The sequence below is a fragment of the Epilithonimonas sp. KH_059 genome (genome assembly GCF_057838485.1).
Window position 1 is genome coordinate 1,603,770 of record NZ_CM174468.1, and the last position, 20,456, is coordinate 1,624,225.

Annotated in this window: 19 protein-coding genes; 8 read left to right on the top strand and 11 right to left on the bottom strand. The window is 41.1% G+C overall.

Annotation, left to right across the window (positions count from 1 at the left end):
• Positions 1–42: 42 nt before the first annotated feature.
• The 7 genes from AC3IRX_RS07550 to AC3IRX_RS07580 all read right to left on the bottom strand — a co-directional run bounded on the left by AC3IRX_RS07550 (position 43) and on the right by AC3IRX_RS07580 (position 5,788).
• The gene (locus AC3IRX_RS07550; protein WP_459082854.1) at positions 43–372 is read right to left on the bottom strand and encodes an SUF system Fe-S cluster assembly protein; all 330 of its coding nucleotides are present in this window, start codon (positions 370–372) and stop codon (positions 43–45) included.
• A gap of 9 nt (positions 373–381) precedes the next feature.
• Positions 382–1,074: a ribonuclease H-like domain-containing protein gene (locus AC3IRX_RS07555; protein ID WP_489209397.1), complete on the bottom strand. Its 693-nt coding sequence runs from the start codon at positions 1,072–1,074 to the stop codon at positions 382–384.
• Between the two features lie 53 nt (positions 1,075–1,127).
• Positions 1,128–1,670 (bottom strand): hypothetical protein, encoded by a 543-nt coding sequence (locus AC3IRX_RS07560; RefSeq protein ID WP_489209399.1) that lies wholly within the window; start codon positions 1,668–1,670, stop codon positions 1,128–1,130.
• Positions 1,671–1,738: 68 nt separating this feature from the next.
• A complete protein-coding gene (gene sufD / locus AC3IRX_RS07565; RefSeq protein ID WP_489209401.1) occupies positions 1,739–3,046 on the bottom strand; it encodes a Fe-S cluster assembly protein SufD in 1,308 nt (435 codons plus the stop codon).
• 71 nt (positions 3,047–3,117) lie between these two features.
• Positions 3,118–3,864 (bottom strand): Fe-S cluster assembly ATPase SufC, encoded by a 747-nt coding sequence (gene sufC, locus AC3IRX_RS07570; protein ID WP_489209403.1) that lies wholly within the window; start codon positions 3,862–3,864, stop codon positions 3,118–3,120.
• Between the two features lie 70 nt (positions 3,865–3,934).
• On the bottom strand, positions 3,935–5,383 hold the full coding sequence (gene sufB, locus AC3IRX_RS07575) for a Fe-S cluster assembly protein SufB (RefSeq protein WP_489209405.1): 1,449 nt from the start codon (positions 5,381–5,383) through the stop codon (positions 3,935–3,937).
• Positions 5,384–5,458: 75 nt separating this feature from the next.
• Entirely contained in the window at positions 5,459–5,788 is a 330-nt protein-coding gene (locus AC3IRX_RS07580) for a HesB/IscA family protein (protein ID WP_459082838.1), read from the bottom strand.
• A gap of 247 nt (positions 5,789–6,035) precedes the next feature.
• Between AC3IRX_RS07580 and AC3IRX_RS07585 the strand changes: the two genes are divergently transcribed.
• On the top strand, positions 6,036–6,857 hold the full coding sequence (locus AC3IRX_RS07585; RefSeq protein ID WP_489209407.1) for a GLPGLI family protein: 822 nt from the start codon (positions 6,036–6,038) through the stop codon (positions 6,855–6,857).
• 78 nt (positions 6,858–6,935) lie between these two features.
• Here the strand turns inward: AC3IRX_RS07585 and AC3IRX_RS07590 are convergent, their stop codons facing one another.
• The gene (locus AC3IRX_RS07590; protein ID WP_489209408.1) at positions 6,936–7,571 is read right to left on the bottom strand and encodes a 50S ribosomal protein L25/general stress protein Ctc; all 636 of its coding nucleotides are present in this window, start codon (positions 7,569–7,571) and stop codon (positions 6,936–6,938) included.
• A 108-nt stretch (positions 7,572–7,679) separates the two neighbouring features.
• The gene (locus AC3IRX_RS07595) at positions 7,680–8,618 is read right to left on the bottom strand and encodes a ribose-phosphate pyrophosphokinase (RefSeq protein WP_489209409.1); all 939 of its coding nucleotides are present in this window, start codon (positions 8,616–8,618) and stop codon (positions 7,680–7,682) included.
• A gap of 313 nt (positions 8,619–8,931) precedes the next feature.
• Between AC3IRX_RS07595 and AC3IRX_RS07600 the strand changes: the two genes are divergently transcribed.
• The 3 genes from AC3IRX_RS07600 to AC3IRX_RS07610 all read left to right on the top strand — a co-directional run bounded on the left by AC3IRX_RS07600 (position 8,932) and on the right by AC3IRX_RS07610 (position 11,468).
• The gene (locus AC3IRX_RS07600) at positions 8,932–9,516 is read left to right on the top strand and encodes a DUF4840 domain-containing protein (RefSeq protein WP_489209411.1); all 585 of its coding nucleotides are present in this window, start codon (positions 8,932–8,934) and stop codon (positions 9,514–9,516) included.
• A 72-nt stretch (positions 9,517–9,588) separates the two neighbouring features.
• Positions 9,589–10,155, top strand: a complete 567-nt coding sequence (locus AC3IRX_RS07605) for an RNA polymerase sigma factor (RefSeq protein ID WP_489209412.1) — start codon at positions 9,589–9,591, stop codon at positions 10,153–10,155.
• A complete protein-coding gene (locus AC3IRX_RS07610) occupies positions 10,152–11,468 on the top strand; it encodes a porin family protein (protein WP_489209414.1) in 1,317 nt (438 codons plus the stop codon). The genes AC3IRX_RS07605 and AC3IRX_RS07610 overlap by 4 nt, the downstream gene beginning before the upstream one ends.
• Positions 11,469–11,545: 77 nt before the next feature.
• Here AC3IRX_RS07610 and AC3IRX_RS07615 read toward each other — a convergent pair whose 3' ends face one another.
• Both AC3IRX_RS07615 and AC3IRX_RS07620 read right to left on the bottom strand, forming a co-directional pair.
• Positions 11,546–13,030 (bottom strand): SGNH/GDSL hydrolase family protein, encoded by a 1,485-nt coding sequence (locus AC3IRX_RS07615; RefSeq protein WP_489209416.1) that lies wholly within the window; start codon positions 13,028–13,030, stop codon positions 11,546–11,548.
• Between the two features lie 10 nt (positions 13,031–13,040).
• Positions 13,041–14,276 carry an OmpP1/FadL family transporter gene (locus AC3IRX_RS07620; RefSeq protein WP_489209417.1) on the bottom strand — a complete coding sequence of 412 codons (1,236 nt, stop codon included), beginning with the start codon at positions 14,274–14,276 and terminating at the stop codon, positions 13,041–13,043.
• Positions 14,277–14,652: 376 nt separating this feature from the next.
• On the opposite strand from AC3IRX_RS07620, the gene AC3IRX_RS07625 reads away from it, so the two are divergent.
• Genes AC3IRX_RS07625 through AC3IRX_RS07640 form a run of 4 tightly spaced genes read left to right on the top strand, consistent with a single transcriptional unit; the run spans position 14,653 to position 20,418 of the window.
• Positions 14,653–15,990: a PSP1 domain-containing protein gene (locus tag AC3IRX_RS07625; RefSeq protein WP_489209419.1), complete on the top strand. Its 1,338-nt coding sequence runs from the start codon at positions 14,653–14,655 to the stop codon at positions 15,988–15,990.
• Entirely contained in the window at positions 15,977–16,459 is a 483-nt protein-coding gene (locus AC3IRX_RS07630; RefSeq protein WP_489209420.1) for a gliding motility lipoprotein GldH, read from the top strand. The genes AC3IRX_RS07625 and AC3IRX_RS07630 overlap by 14 nt, the downstream gene beginning before the upstream one ends.
• A complete protein-coding gene (locus tag AC3IRX_RS07635) occupies positions 16,449–18,821 on the top strand; it encodes a transglycosylase domain-containing protein (protein ID WP_489209422.1) in 2,373 nt (790 codons plus the stop codon). The genes AC3IRX_RS07630 and AC3IRX_RS07635 overlap by 11 nt, the downstream gene beginning before the upstream one ends.
• Before the next feature lie 49 nt (positions 18,822–18,870).
• Complete coding sequence (locus AC3IRX_RS07640) at positions 18,871–20,418, top strand: protein adenylyltransferase SelO (RefSeq protein ID WP_489209424.1); 1,548 nt, start codon at positions 18,871–18,873, stop codon at positions 20,416–20,418.
• Positions 20,419–20,456: the final 38 nt, after the last annotated feature.

Below are 20,456 nucleotides of genomic sequence, written 5' to 3' on the forward strand. Positions count from 1 at the left end.
TTTTGTTTGTAATTGATTGTCTACCTAGGGGTAGGCTAACGATTAGAATAAGATGCCAAGCTCAAATTTTGCTTCCTCGCTCATCATGTCTTTGTTCCATGCCGGTTCAAATGTCAAGTCTAAATCTACGTTTTTCACGCCAGGAACTCCTGCGACTTTTTCCTTCACTTCTTGGGGTAGGGATTCGGCAACAGGACAGTTCGGAGTGGTTAAAGTCATGATGACTTTCACTTCCCCTTCTTCTGAAATTTGGACATCATAAATAAGCCCTAATTCGTATATATCGACCGGAATCTCGGGATCGTAAACCGTCTTTAATGTTAAAATAATCTTTTCGCCTATACTAGCGACTTGTTCGTCTGTTAAACTCATTTAATTCTCTTAATAACGTTCTAAAATAGGTTCTTGCCTAAGGCGGCAAAATACGTTTGCCAAAGTTAAGACATCTTTTTCACAATATTTAATTATTCTAATTAAATCTTTGTCTATATGAAAGATAGACGAAACCATGGAGCCGTCAATGTCGTCTTTGGGCGTGGGAAGACCTAATACATGAGAGAGAAGTTCTAAGGAAACGAAACTACGGTATTCTCCGAATTTCCAAAGTTCGAGCGTGTCTAGGTGAGGAATTTCCCAAGGTTTTTTTCCAAAATTTTGGAACGCATGCGGAGGCTGCATTCCATTGATTAGATAGCGCCGAGAAATCCATGGAAAATCAAATTCTTTTCCATTGTGCGCGCAGAGTATTGTCCCACGCATGCTCGAATGGTTAAAAAGTTCTCCGAATTCTTGAAGAAGGATGAGTTCGTCATTGTCAGCATAGCTTTTAATTTTCAAGCGGCCGGATTTTTCGACCATACCCACAGAGATACAGACAATTTTTCCAAACTCTGCGAAAATACCGGCGCGTTCAAAGTAGACCTCCGAGGAATCCTGACCTTCCACAAGCTGCGATTTTGCTTTTTTGTTCCATAAGTACTTTTCCGTGTCGGTAAGTTCTTCCCATTTTGGCTTTTGCGAGACGGTTTCAATATCTAAAAATAGGATCTTTTCTATTGGAATTTGTTTTATCATGGCGGAGATAGGTTGCTCTTTATTTACTATTTCGAAGTTAATCTATTAAATGCTTATAGTTCGGATTTGAATAAGTTCTTATTAGGTAGTTTCAAAGACTCAAGTAGCTTCTCAACTTGCCTTTTTTGTTTTTCATAACGAGCTTGGAGTAAGGATCCCTCTCCCATCCTTTTGTAGTATTCAAAGGCTTTTTCGGCAAATTGGATGCGGTTAAAGTCAGGAGCGTCAGGGATCAAAGGGAAGTTAGGGTGGAAAAGCATTTCGTAATAGGCCAGCCACTCACGCTCGTTTTTGTCTTCAATAGGATTGCTAGGGTCCTTTTGGCGAACATGAAGCATCTCATGGGCAATCATGTTGAGGATAAGGGAAAGGTCGAAATGCAAAATATTCTGGGGTAAATAAACCGTTTGTTTGCCTCCAATGGGTCCTTCAGCGGTAAGCAATAGACTGTGCGGCGAGGTTTCGTGACGGAATTCAAAGCTCTTGATGTTACTATGACTTAAACCAAAGGTTTCCACGAGATATTCTACGGCCTCCCTTAGCTTGTCTTCTTTTGAAAAAAAGTTGAGATTTTCTTTAATTGCCTTTAAATCCATAGTGTAAATTAACAAAAAATCTGCCGTCCAAGGGGCGGCAGATTAAAAAAAACATTTTATGAAAAAAATTAAAACTCAATTTGAACTTCTAGTTTTTCGGCTAAAAGTTTTGAGATTTTGGTTTTTAAAGGTTCGATGTCAATGTTTTCCATCGCATCATTTGCAAAGGCATATAGTAAGAGCGCTTGCGCTTCTTTGACAGAAATGCCGCGCTGTCTTAAATAGAACAAGGCATCTTTGTCGAGCTGCCCTACGGTGCAACCGTGGGAACATTTTACATCATCTGCAAAAATCTCTAATTGAGGTTTTGTATCAATGCTAGCTCCTTCAGAAAGTAAAATATTATTATTCTGCTGGTAAGCATTGGTTTTCTGTGCGATTTTATCTACAAAAACTTTTCCGTTGAATACACCGTGTGAACGATCGTTGTAGATTCCTTTGTAATTTTGATAGCTCTCGCAATTAGGCTGGTTATGATGTACCGCCGTGTGGTGGTCTACCAATTGGTCGTCTCCGATAATGGTAATTCCGTTCATGAAGGAATTAATGTTGGATCCGTTTTGAATGAAATCTAGGTTGTTTCTGATGATTTTTCCTCCAAAAGAAAAGGTGTTTACCGTGGTAAGACTATCTCTTTCTTGTTTTGCGAAGGTGTGGTCTACTAAATAGGAAGTAGAAGAATCGTTTTGAACTTTGTGCCAGTCCGCTTTTGCATTGGGATACGTGAAGATTTCCGTAACTGAATTGGTAAAGACACTATGCGTATCGAAGTTGTGATGACTTTCGATCACTTCAATTTTTGCACCTTGATCTACAATAAGTAGGTTTCTTGTGTTATAGAAAGTATTTGTAGGTTGATTGTCCGAAAGATAGAACACGTGAATCGGCTTTTCAATCACGACGTTTTTCTGCACTTTCATGAAGAATCCATTGCGGAAATAAGCCATGTTCAGATTGGTAAAGGCCAAATCTGGATCTGCAACTTTCCCAAAGTATTTGTCAAAAACTTCTTTGTAGTTCGCATCGTTTAAGGCGTGCTTAAAGGACATGAATTCCACATTTTCAATGGAAACTTTGGATAGTTCTTTACGCAACTTCCCGTTAATGAACACAATCCAGTCAAAGTTTTCTTCTCCTAGATGCAGCTGGCTTAATTGCTCCTCGGTTATATGATGTTCTTCCACAGGGAACATCGAGTACTCTTTTTCTGTAATTTCCTTTAGGTTCGTGTATTTATATTCCTCGTCTTTCTTTGTAGGAAAGCCTAGATCAAGGAATTTCGCAAGAGCCTCTTTTCTAGGTTCATCTAGAAAACGATGCTCAAGCGTTTGTAGAAATTCAGGGTGGTTATTTTGAATAGATTCTAATAGTGGCATTCTTATATTTAGGTTTTACTGCCCTAGGGGGCAAAAAATAAATCGAGAGGTTCTTCTCCCGGGTTAAGATCTTAGTTTAGCAGCCAATCATAGCCTTTGTCTTCAAGTTCTAAGGCAAGAGATTTGTCACCCGTTTTGATGATTTTTCCATCGGCAAGAACATGAACAAAGTCAGGTTGGATATAATCTAAAAGTCTTTGGTAGTGCGTGATTAATAGAACTGCATTTCCCTCGTTTTTAAATGAATTCACCCCGTCTGCAACGATTCGCAAGGCATCGATATCGAGTCCCGAGTCCGTTTCGTCTAGAATCGCAAGTTTAGGATTCAGCATTAGCATTTGGAAAATTTCATTTCTTTTCTTTTCTCCACCTGAGAATCCGTCGTTTAACGAACGGCCTAAGAAATCTTTGCGAATATTTAGTTTTTCAGAGTTTTCTCTTACAAGGGCAAGGAGTTCTTTTGCAGGTAAATCCTCAAGTCCATGCGCTTTACGAGTCTCGTTCAAAGCCGCTTTGATAAAGTTGGTTACCGTTACACCAGGTATTTCCACCGGGTATTGGAACGACATGAAAATTCCTTTGTGTGCACGCTCTTCTGGCGCGTCCTCTAGAATGCTGCTATTTTCAAATTGGATATCTCCCTGCGTAACTTCGTAATCTTCTTTTCCTGCAATGACGGAAGAAAGAGTTGATTTTCCTGCTCCGTTAGGTCCCATGATCGCATGGACTTCTCCCGGTTTGATCTCTAGGTTGATTCCTTTTAGTATTTCAATGCCTTCCTCTTTAATCTCGGCATGTAGGTTGTTAATTTTAAGCATAATCTAATTTGCGTATTTATGATGCCAATCGTGATGGCAGACTTTAAATTTAGGTTTTGGATCGGACCTATTATCCTACAGATCCTTCTAGTGATATTTCAAGTAATTTTTGAGCTTCAATTGCAAATTCCATAGGAAGCTTGTTTAGTACTTCCTTACTAAATCCATTGACAATAAGAGCGATGGCCTTTTCTGTATTGATTCCTCTTTGGTTGCAATAGAAAATCTGATCCTCTCCAATTTTGGAAGTAGTGGCCTCATGCTCAAGTTGTGCCGTAGGGTTTTTTATTTCAATGTAAGGGAAAGTGTGCGCGCCGCACTCATTACCCATTAGGAGTGAATCACACTGTGAGAAGTTCCTTGCTCCTTTTGCACTTGGCATCACCTTCACAAGTCCACGGTACGAGTTGTTTGATTTTCCAGCAGAAATCCCTTTGGAAATAATCGTAGATCTTGTGTTTTTACCGATGTGGATCATTTTGGTCCCGGTATCGGCATATTGATGATTGTTGGTGACAGCAATCGAGTAGAATTCTCCAATGGAGTTGTCTCCTTTAAGAATGCAGCTTGGGTATTTCCAAGTCACGGCAGATCCAGTTTCTACTTGGGTCCATGAAATTTTTGCATTCTTTTCGCAAAGTCCACGTTTGGTTACAAAATTGTAAACTCCACCTTTTCCTTGGTCATCTCCTGGATACCAGTTTTGGACTGTGGAATATTTAATTTCCGCACCGTCCATTGCAATGAGCTCTACTACGGCCGCGTGCAATTGGTTTTCATCTCTTGAAGGTGCAGTACATCCTTCTAGGTAAGATACATAGCTTCCTTCGTCTGCAATCACCAAAGTTCTTTCGAACTGTCCGGTTCCTGCTTGGTTAATTCTAAAATAAGTAGAAAGCTCCATAGGGCATTTCACCCCTTTTGGAATGTAACAGAAACTACCGTCCGAAAATACAGCGGAGTTTAGGGCAGAGTAGAAATTATCTCCTCTAGGAACTACTTTACCTAAGTATTTTTTGACCAGTTCCGGATGCTCTCTGATGGCTTCCGAAATGGAGCAGAAAATAATTCCTTTTTCTTTCAGTGTCTTTTGAAAGGTGGTCTTTACGGATACGGAATCAATCACGATGTCCACCGCCACACCGGAAAGCCTTTTTTGCTCCTCGATGTTAATCCCTAGTTTTTCAAAGGTTTTCAGTAGTTCAGGATCTACTTCGTCAAGACTTTCTAATTCTGGCTTTTTCTTGGGCGCTGAATAATATTTAATAGCTTGGAAGTCTGGAGATTCGTGTTTAATGTTGGCCCAAGTAGGCTCAGCCATCTTAAGCCAAACACGGTACGCATCTAAACGCCATTCCGTCATCCAGCTTGGTTCTTCTTTCTTTTCTGAGATTAGTCGAACAATGTCTTCATTCAGTCCAGTCGGGAAATCTTCATACTCAATGTCCGTATAAAAGCCCGCTTCGTACTCTTTGGTCTTGAGATCTTCTCTTAGATCGTCTTCTGTATATTTAGTCATAAGATTTACAATAGGTTATTCTTTAAAACGTTTTGTTTTATAGAATTAGAGGCTGCACTAGGAGCCCTTTGCTTGCTATAAGCTAAAACTCTCTCCACAACCGCAAGTTCTCGAGGCATTCGGATTGTTGAATACGAATCCTTTTCCATTGAGGCCGCCTGAATACTCTAGTACGGTTCCCGCTAGGTAGAGGATGGATTTCTTATCAATAATTATTTTGATGCCGTTGTCTTCAAAAACCTGATCTAATTCTTCTTTCGAATGGTCGAATTTCAGGACGTATTCAAGTCCTGAGCACCCCCCACTTTTTACGCCTACACGAATGTAGTCTACTAGTGCATCGAACCCATCATCGCTCATGAGTTGGATGGCTTTCTGTTTTGCTTGATCGCTTACTTTGATCATTGTTTTTATTTAGAATGATTTTAGATTACAAAAATACGAACTATTACATGGATTATCAAATTTAACTCCTTATTTTACCTATCATTCCCATTGACAGAGACTTTAAGAGGACTTTTTTATCCTTTTTTAAGATGTTGAAAAGCTTGGAGATTCGCTATGGATGGGAAGTTCGAAAAGAAAGGTGTTTTCTCAATGGAATTTTTTTAACTTTTCTTAAAATTTCTTATCCAACTTTAAATAATTTGAAATGCGAAAACTAATGCTTTCCTTACTCGTCACAGTAAGTTTTTTAGGAAGTGCCCAATCGATGAGATTTGTATACGAGGCAAGGATGATTCCTAATCTTGAAAAACCAGACCAAGTGGTGGTTGAAAATGTACTTCTCGATGTAGGAGAAGGACAATCGGTATTTCAGTCAGAGAATTCGGTAAAACGAGATTCCCTCATCCAGCGTGTGAGAGTGACTGGGACTATGGAAGCCTCTCAGTTCAGAGATCTGAACTCGAAAATAAACTACGTAGTAAAGAAAAACTTAAAGGACCAAGTCATCACCTACCAAGAACGAATTGGACGGGATCAATACACCTACGTAGAGGATCGTAAAATGCCTTGGGAAATCCAGCCCGAAACGACTAAGGTGGGCGATTATTCTGCGCAAAAAGCAACCGTTGATTTTGGGGGGAGAAAATGGACCGCATGGTTTACCACGGAAATCCCTTTTGCAGATGGACCATATAAGTTTTCAGGTCTTCCAGGACTAATTGTAAAAGTAGAGGACGAATCGGGTGAGTATAGCTTTGATTTAAAAGAAAGCAAATCCCTAAACGTGAGTGCAGCCAGTAGCGCGGACACCAGTGGTTTTGGCAGAGGACGTCTCATCACCTTAAAGCGTTCTGATTTTGAAAAGCAAAAAGCGAAATTCCGAAAGGATCCTGTGGCCTTTATGTCCGCAGCTTCTGGACCCGGTCGAGGTCAAGGGAGAGGAGGGATGGATCCTAACCGACAAAAGGAAGTGCAAAATAGACTGCTTACCGAGATAAAAGATTCAAGCAACGGAATTGAAAAATAGATTTCTAAGAATGGGAAGAAATAGAAAGCCGCTTCATAAAAATGAAGCGGCTTTCTTGTGTCTCCTAAGAGATTTTTATTATTCTGCAGATTCACTTGCAGGTGCTTCCGTTGCACCTTCTGTGGTTTCTTCTTCTTCATCGTCTTCAGCAGCACCACCACCTTTAAGAGCAGTTCTAGACATTTTAACAGCCACAACAACTGCGTTGTCTGGATGCATAAAAGTGAAGTTAGAAGTTTTGATGTCACCTACATAAAGTTTGTTACCAATCTTAAGTGGAGTTACATCGACTACGATTTCGTCTGGTAGGTTTGCAGGTAGAGCCTTGATTTTCAGTTTTCTGAAAGATTGTCTTAGTGCACCCCCAGCAACAACCCCTTTAGAACGACCTGTTATTCTTACAGGTACTTCCATGATTACCGGCTTGTCGTCGGATAGTCTGTAGAAGTCTACGTGTAAAATTTTGTCCGTAATTGGGTGAAACTGAATGTCCTGAAGAACTGCAGGGATGGTTTGACCGTCGATAACAAGTTCAGCTGTGTGTGCGTCTGGCGTGTAAACTAAGCCTTTGAATGCTTTTTCTTCAGAAGAAAAGTTTAAAGGTTCACCTCCACCATAAACAACACAAGGAACTAGTTCAGCATCACGTAAAGCTTTTGTAGACTTTTTGCCCACGCTTTCTCTTTTTGTGCCTTGAATTGTAATTGATTTCATTGTAAAAAAATTATTTTTTGAGTGGGCAAAGATAACTATTTTTTTGCTAAACTAAAAACCGCCCTCCAAGAAAAGGGAGGGCGGATAGATTAGATCGTCGTTTGCGAATTAAATTATGAATTTTTCGCTGATGGATTGGTGTTCGTGAACCATTTTCATCACGTCTGCAAAAAGCTTTGCACTCGAGAGTACTTTGATTTTAGAGCTAAGTTCTGTTTTCACAGGAATGGTATCCGTGACAATTACTTCTAAAAGAGGTGAGTTTTCAATATTTTCATAGGCTTTTCCAGAAAGCACTGCGTGGGTTGCCATTGCACGAACGGATTTCGCACCGTTTTTCATTAAGATTTCTGCTGCCTTGCAAAGCGTTCCTGCTGTATCGATCATGTCGTCGATCAGGATCACGTTGCGTTCTTTCACGTCTCCAATAAGGAACATCTCTTCTATGACATTTGCCTTTTTTCTTTCTTTATAAGCAATAACCACTTCTGCTCCTAAGTGTCCCGCATAGTTTTTCGCTCTTTTTGCTCCTCCCATATCTGGAGAGGCAATGGTAAGACTATCTAGATTCAATGAAGTAATGTAATCTACGAAAATGGTAGAGGCGTAAAGATGATCCACTGGAATCTCAAAGAATCCTTGGATTTGATCCGCATGCAAATCCATGGTCATGATGCGTGTGGCCCCTGCCGCGGTAAGTAGATTGGCTACTAATTTGGCTCCAATGGGTGCTCTTGGTTTGTCTTTTCGGTCTTGTCTTGCAAGTCCATAGTAAGGAATAACGACTGTAATGCTTTTCGCGGATGCTCTTTTTGCCGCATCAATCATTAGAAGAAGTTCTAATAAATTGTCTGCAGGTGGAAATGTCGACCCAATTAAAAAGACACGTCCTCCTCGAACAGATTGATCAAGAACCGGTTCAAATTCCCCATCACTAAATTCTTGAAAATTGATTTTTCCTAGCGATTGACCATAAAATTCGGCCATCTTTTCTGCTAATTCTTTGCTTGTTCTTGTCGAAAATAAATAACTTAATTGCTCCGCCATTTTTAACTTTTTATTAGAGCACAAATTTAAACAAAATTTAATGTAACATGAATTTGGGACCGTTAAATGTTAAGGACAATCTATTTCAGGGGTAAATGGGCCTCCCTTCTTAGGAGAGAAGGGCAAATGCAATAACGTCAGAATAGATCCTTTTGGAATTGGCGAGCGCAAATGAAATTATTATTCAAAATTTTTACCATTGAATATCAAATGGTTAGGATTTTTTTTCAATTTCCCATGCAAGGTTTCTGTTTTTTTGACTTTATCCTAGTGAGTGCTCATTAAAACAATTTAAAATTATAAACTTTAAGAAATGAAAAACAAAATGACTTGGATGCGTACCTTCGCTCTGTTTGCATTAATCGGATTAACTTTTGTCTCATGCCGTATGGACGACGATAATTTCACTGAATTATTGCCCGTTGAAGTGAGCGATGTACCCGGTGTGTATAGTGGGAAGGCTGTCGCGAAGCAGGGACAATTTAACAAAACCTACCTTGCAGAATTTACGGCAAGTGCAGATGCAATTGCAATTAAGGAGTTTCCAATGGACGAGATTGTAAGATCCATTCTGTCGGATCCAATTAAAGTAAAAGCAGCTTTAGAGCAACTTGATCCTATTCCTTACACATTGGGATATACAGCAGAATTGGCTTCTAGTAAGAAAGAAGTGATTCTAAAGTTAGGAGCACAAGCTCTTCAATTTGATTTGCCGGTAGACGGACAAACCAAATCTGTAGTGGTTCACTTTAAAGAAGAAGCCGCAGGTTCTTATTATGCCACTGAAATGGGAGCAGAACTTTACCTTGCATTTAATGCAGACAAAATTGAAGTAGATGGAGAGGAGCTAGCTTCTACCGAGGAGATTAGCTACTTATTTGGAGGACTAAAAAAATAGAATTCGATCTATAAATTAAGACAAGGGTTGTACATTTGAACAATCCTTGTTTTTTTGCAGGGAAGTATCGGAATGAATAGCTATAGAGGATCGGAACAGGAATATATCGCCTCACTTCTTCGAAAGGAACAAGTGGCGTGGAGAGAATGGTATCATTCAGTTTCTCCTGGCCTTATGTCGCTATGCATTCGTTATGTGAGAGACCGGGATCTTGCAAACGATGTGCTCCAAAATAGTTTTATCAAAATGTTCCATTCGATTTCTTCCTTCCAATTTCGTGGAGAAGGCTCACTTAAGGCTTGGGCTTCACGAATTGTGATTAATGAAGCGCTTCGAGAGCTTAAATCTCGGTCCGAGTGGCAAAGACTTCAGTTTGAAGAGGAGCTTGCTGAGCCCGAGACCTTAGAGCCAGAAGTTGAGAGTCTATCTCAGGAGGAGATATTGGAGTTTATACTGCAATTGCCGGATGGATACCGAACTGTTTTTAATTTGTTTGTATTTGAGAATTTAAGTCACAAGCAAATTGCAGAGCACTTAAACATTACCCAGAGCACCTCTGCATCCCAACTTCACCGCGCTAAAAGCATTTTAGCGGAGAAGATAAAATTACGACAACGTTTAGATAAAAAGATCTTATGAAACGCAATTGGTCACATACGCTTAGAGAGAAGATGGAAGGCCACGAGATGGCTCCGGACTCAGACGGATGGCAAAAAATAGAACAAAATCTATTTGTTGAGCTTCCTTCTGAGGTTTCTTCTACCCCGCTAGTGAGTAGCTCTGCCCGTATAGCGAGAAGACGAAAAGTTCAAAACTTAGCCATTGCTGCGAGTCTAGGGGGAATCCTAGTCTGCGGTGCACTGCTCTTTTCAACTTTAGACAGAAAGCAGCAAATTTCGCCAAAAAGTACGTTGAGTTTGGAAGGAAATACCGAAGAGTCCAAAACTTCAAATAAAGTTGAGAATAAAGAATTAAGAACAGAATCTGAGCCAGCAATAGCGAAGATTGTAAAGGGAGAGAAATCTTTTCTACAAAGTATCGATCCCTTCTTAACTAGAGTGAATCAAAATCGTAAAGAAGTAGAAACGTATATAAACAGCCCGTCTCTATCCTCTTTTTCAGGGCCAGGTATCCAAACGTTTGGGATTCTAAGTGGAGCGGAAGTAGTAGCAGACCCTTATCCGTATAAAAACTTTGCAGGGACTGCGAAGCAGAAACAATCCGATCGAATTTCAAGCTCAAAAAAGAGGACAAAAGAGAGAAGAGGTTTTAGTTTTGGACCGATTGCAGGACAATTGGCATCCAATTCTACGGCACAAAACCCAGGGTACTTAACCCTAAGCGGTGGAAGTGCCTCACGAATGGCGATGGCGCAGCTTGATGCGCCCTATGCGAACGTACTGGTGGAGAATTCAGCCCAAAAAGCCAGCACAGAAGTGAATCATCATACCCCTGTGACTTACGGACTCGCGGTTCAATACCCTCTTACTTCAAAATGGAGTCTAAGTTCGGGTTTAACTTATACGCTTTTACGTTCGGATCTAAAAGCGGGAACGGAAACAAGCTATTGGGAGAGCCGACAAGATCTACATTATATAGGAGTGCCTCTTTTTGTCAATTATGAAATTTCAGAGAGTTCCAAAGTACGCACATATGCCTATGGAGGAGGAGAGGTTAAAAAAGTAGTAGCTTCTAATTCGAGAACCAAATACGTAGTGAAGGATGAGCCTGAGACTTTTACGAATGAAAAACTTAGTGAAAAACCCGTTCAAGTTTCTTTAAATGCCGGTGTGGGCCTTGAATACCGTTTGCATAAAAACATTAGTCTATATGTGGAACCCGGTATTGAATACCATTTAGATGACAATTCAAGCATACAGTCTTTGTATAAAGATAAACCGGTTAATGTAAGTCTACGGACTGGACTTCGGTTTACAATCGGAAAACCCTAAGCAAAAAAAATTAGGAATCAAAAAAACCAGAGCAATCGCTCTGGTTTTTTTGGTTAATTTAAAATATCGATCCTAACTTAAGGGAATGTAACTCCTGAATATTGGTTCACATTCACCAAAGGAAGGGAAGAGTTGTATTTACTATTGATGGATTTAATAAATTCATTTGCAATAATTCCATACCCACGTCCTGTTAGGTGAACCCCATCAAGAGAGAAGGTACCTCCAGTTACAAAAGTAGTGGTGTATTTTACGCCATCGAAATTGATTCCTGAAGATTTTGCGAGCTCTAGCATTTTCGAATTTGCATCCACAAAGGCAAGTCCTTTCGCACTGGCAGCAGAACTGATTACTTTGTTGAATGCGCTAGTGGCTGCAAGTACTTCGTCTTTCTCTACCGCAGTTAATACATGCTTATCTTCTAGTGGGAAAGTCACACCAAATTTATCAAATGGGGCTACAGCCATTGGAGAAGAAGGGGTCGTTCCAATAACAGAGCTTGTTGTTAATGGGATTAAATCGGCACTGGTTGCATGTCTTGCTTGACCGTAAAGTGCGCCCATGAGTCCTGCTTGTTGAGCTGGAATTCCATTCGCTACAAGGGCTCCTGCAATTTGCGCAGATAAATCGGTTAACGATTCGTCCTTCAAAAGAAGTGGGTTGTTAGACTGAGAAACCATCTTAATTCTAGATCCTTGCCCATAAGCCGATAAAATTTGACTTAATGGCCCAAACACTTGTTGGTTTAGTGCTGTAGCACTCGCTGCATCAAGTGGAACGGGATTGTAAGGAACGGTCGTAAAGAATGGAATCGCGGTTACATTCGGTAAGTTCGCAACCACTCCTTTCGCTCCTTGAGAGGTTAAAGTGGCAACAAGTCCATTGTAAGCCTGTGTAAAGAGTGCGATGTCTGTAATTGGATTGCTTCCATCTCCACCTGAAGTTGCGTACCCTAACACATCGTTATTTCCAATCCATAAAGAAAAGAAAGTTGGATTTTGTGCCATGGCGTCTCCAAGTACAGTCGTGGTCGCTGAGGATGCAAATCTTACAAAGTAAGGATTAGCAGTACCTGTTTGTAGACCTGCTGCACTTCCGTAACCGGGTGCAAGTAGGTGAAAAGATTTTGCACCGGGAACCCCCATGTTTTGGTAAGGTCCGCTGCCATAAATGCTTGCAATTGTATTGGAAGCGGTTTCACTTGCGACAACAGGTCCTAGTGAACCATTCGCATCTACCGCAAGAACGAGTTTGTTGGCCACACCGATGGCTGGGATTCCTCCTAAGTTATCGGTCATCATTGGCTGCTTGAATTCTCCTCCTCCAGCTAATTTCATTTGCTGAGCAAGCATGCTAGGGTACGATTCGTTTTGACCGTCTACGTACAAAGCATTGTCTCTATATCCAGCCGTTAGGGAGTTTCCTAACGCTACGTATTTACTAAAGTCTGCATCTCCTTTCGATACAGAGATAGATTCCACGTCTTGGTCAAAGTCCGTCTCACAACTATAAGTAAGCAATAAAAAAGAGGCGGCAATTGCGGGTATAATAAGTTTCTTCATCGTTTTCTAATTATTTAATGTTGTAGTTAAGACCTAAACCAAAATAATAGGTATTGGCTTTTGCTTGTCCTGCGAAGTGTGTATTCGGATTGTCAAACACTCTCGACTTCGGAAAGGACATCGCTCCCGCTAAGTCTACTCCAAGTCCGCCAAATTTAAGTCCTAAACCGGCTGTGAACACATTTGCATCAAACGAAGGGGTTTCCGGAATGAAATTTTCGTCTGTGTAAGGAGCCTCATCCCAGTACCATCCGGCGCGAGCTGCAATCATTGGATTAAATTTGTATTCGGTTCCGATTCGGAAGGTTTTCGTGTTGTGGAAGTTCTTCGGAGTCGTAAGCACGGTCGGGTCGTTCGGTTGATTTCCGACAGGGGCGTTGGCAAAATCAAGTGTTAAGCTTGAGTATCTCTCCCATCCTGTGTAATTGAAATCCGCAGAGATTTTCCATTTTTCAGTGGCTTGGTAAGTGGCTCCAATCGTGTACTCATCCACAAGAGGTAGTGTCGCTTGGAATTGGTCTTCTCCGTTCGCGCTTAATCCTAGATTTGGATAAAGTGCTGGGGAAATATCAAATGTAGCAGTTCCATTTTCAGCTTTCATATCTACAGGACCACGGTAGGCGATACTTAAATCTAATTTGTCTGTGGGACGAAGATAGAAGCCAAGGGAATATCCACTTCCTTTTGCTTTTTTGTCGTTGATGTTAAGGCTACCACCGAGTTGAGTTACGGCTTTGTCCCAATCTACCTCTCCCGTTGCATGGATGTAGCTCACCCCAACAGATGCCCAAGGAGCTAACTTAACAGCCACCATAGGTTGAAAGAACATCGCTTTAAGAGACATTTTTTGAACAATCTCTCTTCCAGCCCACTCTTCTCCCCAATCGATGGTACTTCCAAATGGAGTCGTGAAACTAAATCCAATGGATAGGTTTTCAATAGGCTTATAGGCCACAGCGGCATAGATAGGAGTTCCTATCGGGTTGTCGGTTTCAAACGATTCGTGGGTATTTGGGTTTTGATAAGTAACGGAAGAAATCGCTCCGAATCCTCCCGCAGCCACACTTAGCTTTGAGGGAATGAACGCGATACCGGCAGGGTTAAAGAATGCCACACTTGCATCCTCGACATGTGCGCTGGTATGTGCCATTGCCAATTGTTTCACCCCTTGAAGGGAAACTCTGAACCCTCCTGCATAGGCAGTCATACCTGCCAAAAGGGACATTGTAATGATTATTTTTTTCATAGATTGGTAATTATTGCTTTCAAATTTAGAACTAATTTGTATACGAATGTTAATTTTCGTTAACAAATTTAAACAAATTACTATTTAAAGCATGGGTTTAATTTTTATTTTCTGAGGTTTTGAATTTATAAACCTGTAGAAGAGTCGATTGTTTTTCTAAAGTGGAGTGGTTTTCGCAGGTGTTTAAGATTAAACAGAATGGATCCGCCACGAGTTTCTTAAGGGGCACAGGAATACTGAGGTTCCTTTTTTGTTGGCAGCAGGAAAAATTAAGGATCCTGTGTTTGAATTCAGTCCTTCCTAGCGCTTTGAGAAACAAGAGCGAGTCCTATGTTAAAAATTATCCTAAATTTGCAATTATTAAAATTAATCAAATATGAGTTGTGGATGTAAAACATCCGGCGATTCCGGTCATTCTTGCGGTACGAAATCTGCAAATGGCTGCGAAAGTGTGAATACTTGTGGCAATAGTTATAAATTAAGTGTATTTGACTGGCTCTCCGATGTGAGTAGCCCAAGTCAAAAGACCGTCAATGAACTTGTAGAGGTACGTTTTAAAAACGATCGAAAAAGTTTTTTTCGTAACACTCAAAATTTCCCACTTCATATAGGGAGTATTGTTACAGTGGAATCCAGTCCCGGACACGATGTAGGTGTAGTAAGCCTAACAGGAGAGTTAGTGAATATTCAAATGAAAAAGAAGAATTTTTCACCTGAACACGCCCTGAAAATTTACCGAGTTTCCAATCAAAAAGATGTGGAAACCTGGCAAGAAGCTAGAAAGAAGGAAGATGCAATCAAAACGCAAGCAAAAATTATTGCTTCTCGTTTAGGGCTTGCAATGAAAATAACAGACGTAGAATTTCAAGGCGATGGAGCGAAAGCGACCTTTTATTACACCGCCGATAGCCGAGTCGATTTCCGACTACTAATTAAAGAATATGCCTCTACCTTTCGAACCAAAATTGACATGAAACAAATTGGGTTCCGTCAAGAGGCTGCGAAAATCGGAGGAATTGGGTCTTGCGGTAGAGAACTTTGCTGTTCTTCTTGGCTGACCGACTTCAGGTCTGTCAATACGAATGCAGCGCGTTATCAGCAGCTTAGTATCAATCCTCAGAAACTAGCGGGTCAGTGTGGAAAACTAAAATGTTGTCTGAACTATGAGCTAGAAAGCTATATGGACGCATTGTCCGACTTCCCTTCCTCCAATACAAGTTTAGACACCGAAAAAGGACGTGCATTTTGCATCAAAATTGACGTGTTTAAACGAAAAATGTGGTTTGCCTATGCGGAGAACCCAATGGCTTGGTATGACATTGATACGGCGAAAGTAAAAGAACAAATTCAACGCAATAAGAAAGGTCAAAAAGCGCAGCTTTTAGAAGAGTTAATGTCGACGGATGTGGTTTCTGAAAAACCAGTGGATTTGATTCAAGAAAGCAAAATTGACCGTTTTGATTCAAGAGGTCGTCAAAATAGCCGCAAAGGTTCCAATAAAAGCAAAAAAGACCAACCGAGAGATCGAAGATCAGGTGACGAATCGAAAGCGCAAAACAAAAAGGAGACCGTTGGATCAGGCGAAAAAAGACCGAATAAGAATAGAAACCAATCGAATTCAAACAATCGCAAATCGGGGCCAAGATCGAAGTCAAACAGCCAGGGAAATTCCAATGAAAAAGTTTCGCAGCCAAAACCGAATGACAAAATTTAATGCGATACTTCTGCTGTTACTAGTAAGTGTATTAGGTAGTTGTGTAAATTCAAGGGAGGACATTCAAATTCATTCTTTGAATGGGATTTGGCCTAAATCCGAAACTCAAAGGTTTCATTTTGAAATAAAAGAGGCTCAAAATCCGAAAAACATTATATTTGTTGTAAGAAACAATAGTGAATATCCCTACCATGATCTAAATCTAAAGGTGGTAACGCGCGTAGACTCGACAAAAGTGATTTTAGAAGAGCGTGTGAACTTGCAACTAGCAGCGTCAAATGGAGAATGGATAGGAAAAGGGTTTGGGGATACAAAAGAGGTATTGTTTACGTATAAAAGTCAATATAGATTTCCCCAAAATGGACTTTATACACTAGAAGTTTCTCCAGAAACCGTACGAGAAACTCTACAAGGAATTGAAGATTTTGGAATTAAAATTCAAACTGCGCAATTGAAAGATGGAAAATAAAAAACAAACAGGTAACAAAAGTACCTTCCCATTGCCAAAGAAAAAGCCTCAGGGAGCTGCAACTCAAAGATGGATTAAATTTATCTGGACGGCACTTGTGGTGGTAATCTTGGGTGTTTCTGCTGTTTTCTTTGCTGTATCGCAAGGATTTCTAGGCGATATGCCAGAGGTGACAGAGCTGGAAAATCCGGATATTTATGTGGCTTCTGAAATTATTTCCGCAGACGGAGTTTTGCTCGGAAAGTTCGAAAAAGAGAAAACGGAGCCCGTTACTTTTCAAGAACTCCCCCCTTATTTGGTTTATGCCCTTCAGGCTAAAGAAGATGAACGCTTCAAAGAACATTCAGGAATTGATGTAAAGTCCTTTGCTAGAGCGGTTTACTTTAGAGGAGAACGAGGAGGTGGATCTACCATTACGCAGCAGTTGGCCAAACTTTTATTTACGAAGAAGCCTTCATCGAACCCTCTCTATCGGGTTGTGCAAAAACTAAAAGAGTGGGTTGTAGCGGTAAGTTTGGAAAAACGATATACCAAGGAGGAAATCGTGACGCTTTATTTCAACAAGTTTGATTTCACCTACAATGCAAACGGGATTGAAATGGCCTCACGCGTTTATTTCAATAAGAAGACAAAAGATTTGACCCTTCCAGAAGCGGCGATGTTCGTCGCCATGCTTGAAGCTCCTATTGCAAACAATCCTTTACGAAATCCTGAACGTGCAAAACGGAGAAGAGATGTCGTTTTAGAGCAAATGCTTCAAACCGGTTATTTAGACCAGTCTACCTACCAAGCGGCAATCGACACGCCGATCGTAACCGATTATCAGCCTATTCGTTCTATTGACGAAGGATACAGTGCTTATTATAAATTTTTCCTTCGCAAAGAGATTGAAAAATATTTGAAAGAGCATGAGAAGAAGACCGGTAAGCCTTTAAACCTTTATAAGGACGGGTTAAAAATATATGTAACTCTTGATTCAAAAATGCAGCGTTTTGCCGAAGAAGCGATTAAGGAACACTTAACGGTTCTTCAAAAAAGTTTTGATGCAGAGCAAAAGGGCCGTAAAGCGAGACCGTTTTATTTGATATCTGAAAAGGAAAGCGATCGAATTATGCTACAGGCAATGAAGAGAACGGGACGTTATAAACAATTAGCGGCCGCGGGCATTCCGGAAGACTCTATTATGCTAGAGTTTCAAAAACCAATTAAAACCACACGTTTCACGTGGAACGGGGAGGAAGAAGTGGAAATGTCCCCTTACGACTCCATCCGTTATCATAAACAAATTGCGCAGGCAGGACTTATGTCGATGACACCTGGTACCGGAGAGATTAAAGCTTGGGTTGGCGGAATTAACTGGCAGCATTTCCAGTACGACCATATTAAGCAAGGGAAACGTCAGGTGGGATCAACATTCAAACCGTTTGTGTATGCGGCTGCCATTATGAATTTGGGAATGACTCCTTGTACCAAGATCTCGAATGCAACGTTTGATGAACGGGGCTACAGAGTGCAGGGAACAGGCGGTGAATTAACCCTAAGAAATGCTTTGGCATTTTCTCGAAATCCAGTGGCGGTACGCTTAATGGATATGACAGGAACGGACAAAGTAATACAGCTTGCTCGTGATCTTGGTGTGACGCAAGATATGCCTCGAGGGCAGCTTGCGGTTGCTTTAGGTTCGTCAGACATTACCATTTATGAAATGCTAGGGGCGTACAGTACCTTTGCTAACTTTGGGAATTACATTCGTCCGGAAATGATTTGGAGAATTGAAGATGCGAATTCAAGAGTGATTACGGAGGTGAAAAATGAAACCAAAGAGGTAATGAATGAACTCTACGCTTATACCATGATTGATTTGATGAAGGGGGTAGCCGAATATGGAACCGCCTCAGGAGAGCTTGGAAGACGTGGAGTTCCAAAAGAGATAGAGATTGCTGCAAAAACAGGTACGACTCAGAATAACTCAGATGGATGGTTCATTGGGATGACTCCTAATTTGGCCACCGGTGTTTGGGTAGGATGGGAAGATAGAGCCACCCACTTCCGAAGTACGGGAGAAGGACAAGGGGCGAAAATGGCCTTGCCAATTTGGGCGATCTACATGAAGAAAATTTGGGCCGAAAAGTCCCTAGGGGTTACCGCTGAGGATAAATTTATTAAGCCCTCAAACTGGACAGGAGACTGTGGTGATTTGTCAGGGTTAGGAGGATACGGTGATGACGGAGGACTTCAGACGATTGAAGAAATTCGAAATCCGACTCCCGATCGATCGACGCAGGAGAAGGCCCCTGTGAAGAAGGAAGAAAATCTCAACGAGAAATTAAATAAAGACTCCAACGTAGATTTCAATCAATAGTTCAAAAGGCCTTTTATAAGGCCTTTTTGTCGCTTTATGAATATGTATTATGCGATTAGATAGTATTACTCAATTGTTTCGCAAACGGTTTCCGGGCGATGAGAGCTATGATTTAGCACAGCGCCAAACCCCAAATGTACTGTATGCATTGGTGCGCCCAGATTCATTTCCAAAAGCAGAGTTGCTCGATTTTAATGAGGAACTATCTCATGAGATAGGGCTTGGTGGAATCGAGGGCTCAAAAGACCGTGATTTTCTAAATTGCAATTTCATTCCTGAATATCTTGAAACGTATGCGACAGCCTACAGTGGACATCAATTTGGGAATTGGGCGGGGCAGCTTGGGGATGGTCGTGCAATTTATGTAGGAGAAATTGAAAATGACAGAAAGGAGCTTACGGAACTTCAATGGAAGGGAGTAGGCGCAACCCCTTATTCTCGTAGTGCAGACGGCAGAGCGGTTCTACGCTCAACGGTGCGCGAATACCTAATGAGCGAAGCGATGCATTTTTTAGGTGTCCCAACTTCTCGATCCTTAAGTCTAACCTTGTCTGGCGAAGCGGTGATGCGAGACAAACTGTATTCCGGGCGCGTAAGGCCTGAAAAGGGAGCATTTATGATGCGCACGGCAAAGAATTTTTTTCGTTTTGGCCATTTGGAATTTCTCGCTTCCCAGGGAAGAGAAGATTTACTAAAAGACCTAGTCGATTTTTTGATCGAAAGAGAATCAAATGCTTTGGAGTTGCAACAGAGCCTGGATCCTTATTTAGCTTGGTTCAAACAAGTTATGCACAAAACAGCCGATTTGATGGTGCAGTGGTACCGAGTGGGATTTACTCACGGCGTTATGAACACAGATAATATGTCGCTGGCGGGCATCACGATCGATTATGGGCCTTTTTCTATGCTAGATGAGTACGATCTAAACTTTACCCCAAACACAACCGATTTACCTGGAAGGAGATATGCATTTGGCCAGCAGGGCCGAATTGCGCAGTGGAATCTATGGCAGCTTGCAAATTCAATAGCTCCCCTTGTACACGATACCGAAGAACTTCAGAAAGTGCTAGACGGGTTTTCCTCTTACTTTTGGCAGGAGCATGATCAAATGCTGGCAAGAAAATTTGGCTTCGAGCAATTGGAAAAAGACGATGCGGATTTCTTTTCAGAGTGGCAAAGTATAATGCAAAGCACAAAGGCCGATTATACCCTGTTTTTTATTAAATTAGAATCCTTTGTGGGCCCGCAGAATCCCGTTTCCTTTTTCAAGGAAGTGTTTTATGGGACTCTTTCCTCTACGCAAGAAGAAGAATTCAGCGCCTTTATCGAAAAGTACCAAACGCGTAAAATGAGGAACCTCATTTCTGATCAGGAGGCTTTGCTACTTATGCAAAAGAACAATCCTAAATTCACATTAAGAAATTACCTTCTGTACGAATGCATTCAGCAGCTTGAACGGGGAGAAAGGACCTTGTTTGATCAGTTGAAATCCGCCTTGAAATCTCCCTATGAGCAGTTGTATCCTGAGTTGAGTGCCAAACGACCTTCGGGATATGAAGATACCTTTGGATGTTCTACATTGTCTTGTAGTTCCTAAAGGAAACAGAATGTTGGATTATTTGTATTTTCACCGCT

What these genes read in the sequence shown, in the direction of transcription:
- sufC (WP_489209403.1), bottom strand. Translation starts at nt 3,864, where the DNA reads ATGCTTAAAATTAACAACCTACATGCCGAGATTAAAGAGGAAGGCATT.
- AC3IRX_RS07640 (WP_489209424.1), top strand. Translation starts at nt 18,871, where the DNA reads ATGCGATTAGATAGTATTACTCAATTGTTTCGCAAACGGTTTCCGGGC.
- AC3IRX_RS07615 (WP_489209416.1), bottom strand. Translation starts at nt 13,030, where the DNA reads ATGAAGAAACTTATTATACCCGCAATTGCCGCCTCTTTTTTATTGCTT.
- AC3IRX_RS07550 (WP_459082854.1), bottom strand. Translation starts at nt 372, where the DNA reads ATGAGTTTAACAGACGAACAAGTCGCTAGTATAGGCGAAAAGATTATT.
- AC3IRX_RS07600 (WP_489209411.1), top strand. Translation starts at nt 8,932, where the DNA reads ATGAAAAACAAAATGACTTGGATGCGTACCTTCGCTCTGTTTGCATTA.
- AC3IRX_RS07555 (WP_489209397.1), bottom strand. Translation starts at nt 1,074, where the DNA reads ATGATAAAACAAATTCCAATAGAAAAGATCCTATTTTTAGATATTGAA.
- AC3IRX_RS07595 (WP_489209409.1), bottom strand. Translation starts at nt 8,618, where the DNA reads ATGGCGGAGCAATTAAGTTATTTATTTTCGACAAGAACAAGCAAAGAA.
- AC3IRX_RS07625 (WP_489209419.1), top strand. Translation starts at nt 14,653, where the DNA reads ATGAGTTGTGGATGTAAAACATCCGGCGATTCCGGTCATTCTTGCGGT.
- sufD (WP_489209401.1), bottom strand. Translation starts at nt 3,046, where the DNA reads ATGCCACTATTAGAATCTATTCAAAATAACCACCCTGAATTTCTACAA.
- AC3IRX_RS07560 (WP_489209399.1), bottom strand. Translation starts at nt 1,670, where the DNA reads ATGGATTTAAAGGCAATTAAAGAAAATCTCAACTTTTTTTCAAAAGAA.
- AC3IRX_RS07580 (WP_459082838.1), bottom strand. Translation starts at nt 5,788, where the DNA reads ATGATCAAAGTAAGCGATCAAGCAAAACAGAAAGCCATCCAACTCATG.
- AC3IRX_RS07605 (WP_489209412.1), top strand. Translation starts at nt 9,589, where the DNA reads ATGAATAGCTATAGAGGATCGGAACAGGAATATATCGCCTCACTTCTT.
- AC3IRX_RS07610 (WP_489209414.1), top strand. Translation starts at nt 10,152, where the DNA reads ATGAAACGCAATTGGTCACATACGCTTAGAGAGAAGATGGAAGGCCAC.
- AC3IRX_RS07620 (WP_489209417.1), bottom strand. Translation starts at nt 14,276, where the DNA reads ATGAAAAAAATAATCATTACAATGTCCCTTTTGGCAGGTATGACTGCC.
- AC3IRX_RS07590 (WP_489209408.1), bottom strand. Translation starts at nt 7,571, where the DNA reads ATGAAATCAATTACAATTCAAGGCACAAAAAGAGAAAGCGTGGGCAAA.
- AC3IRX_RS07585 (WP_489209407.1), top strand. Translation starts at nt 6,036, where the DNA reads ATGCGAAAACTAATGCTTTCCTTACTCGTCACAGTAAGTTTTTTAGGA.
- AC3IRX_RS07635 (WP_489209422.1), top strand. Translation starts at nt 16,449, where the DNA reads ATGGAAAATAAAAAACAAACAGGTAACAAAAGTACCTTCCCATTGCCA.
- AC3IRX_RS07630 (WP_489209420.1), top strand. Translation starts at nt 15,977, where the DNA reads ATGACAAAATTTAATGCGATACTTCTGCTGTTACTAGTAAGTGTATTA.
- sufB (WP_489209405.1), bottom strand. Translation starts at nt 5,383, where the DNA reads ATGACTAAATATACAGAAGACGATCTAAGAGAAGATCTCAAGACCAAA.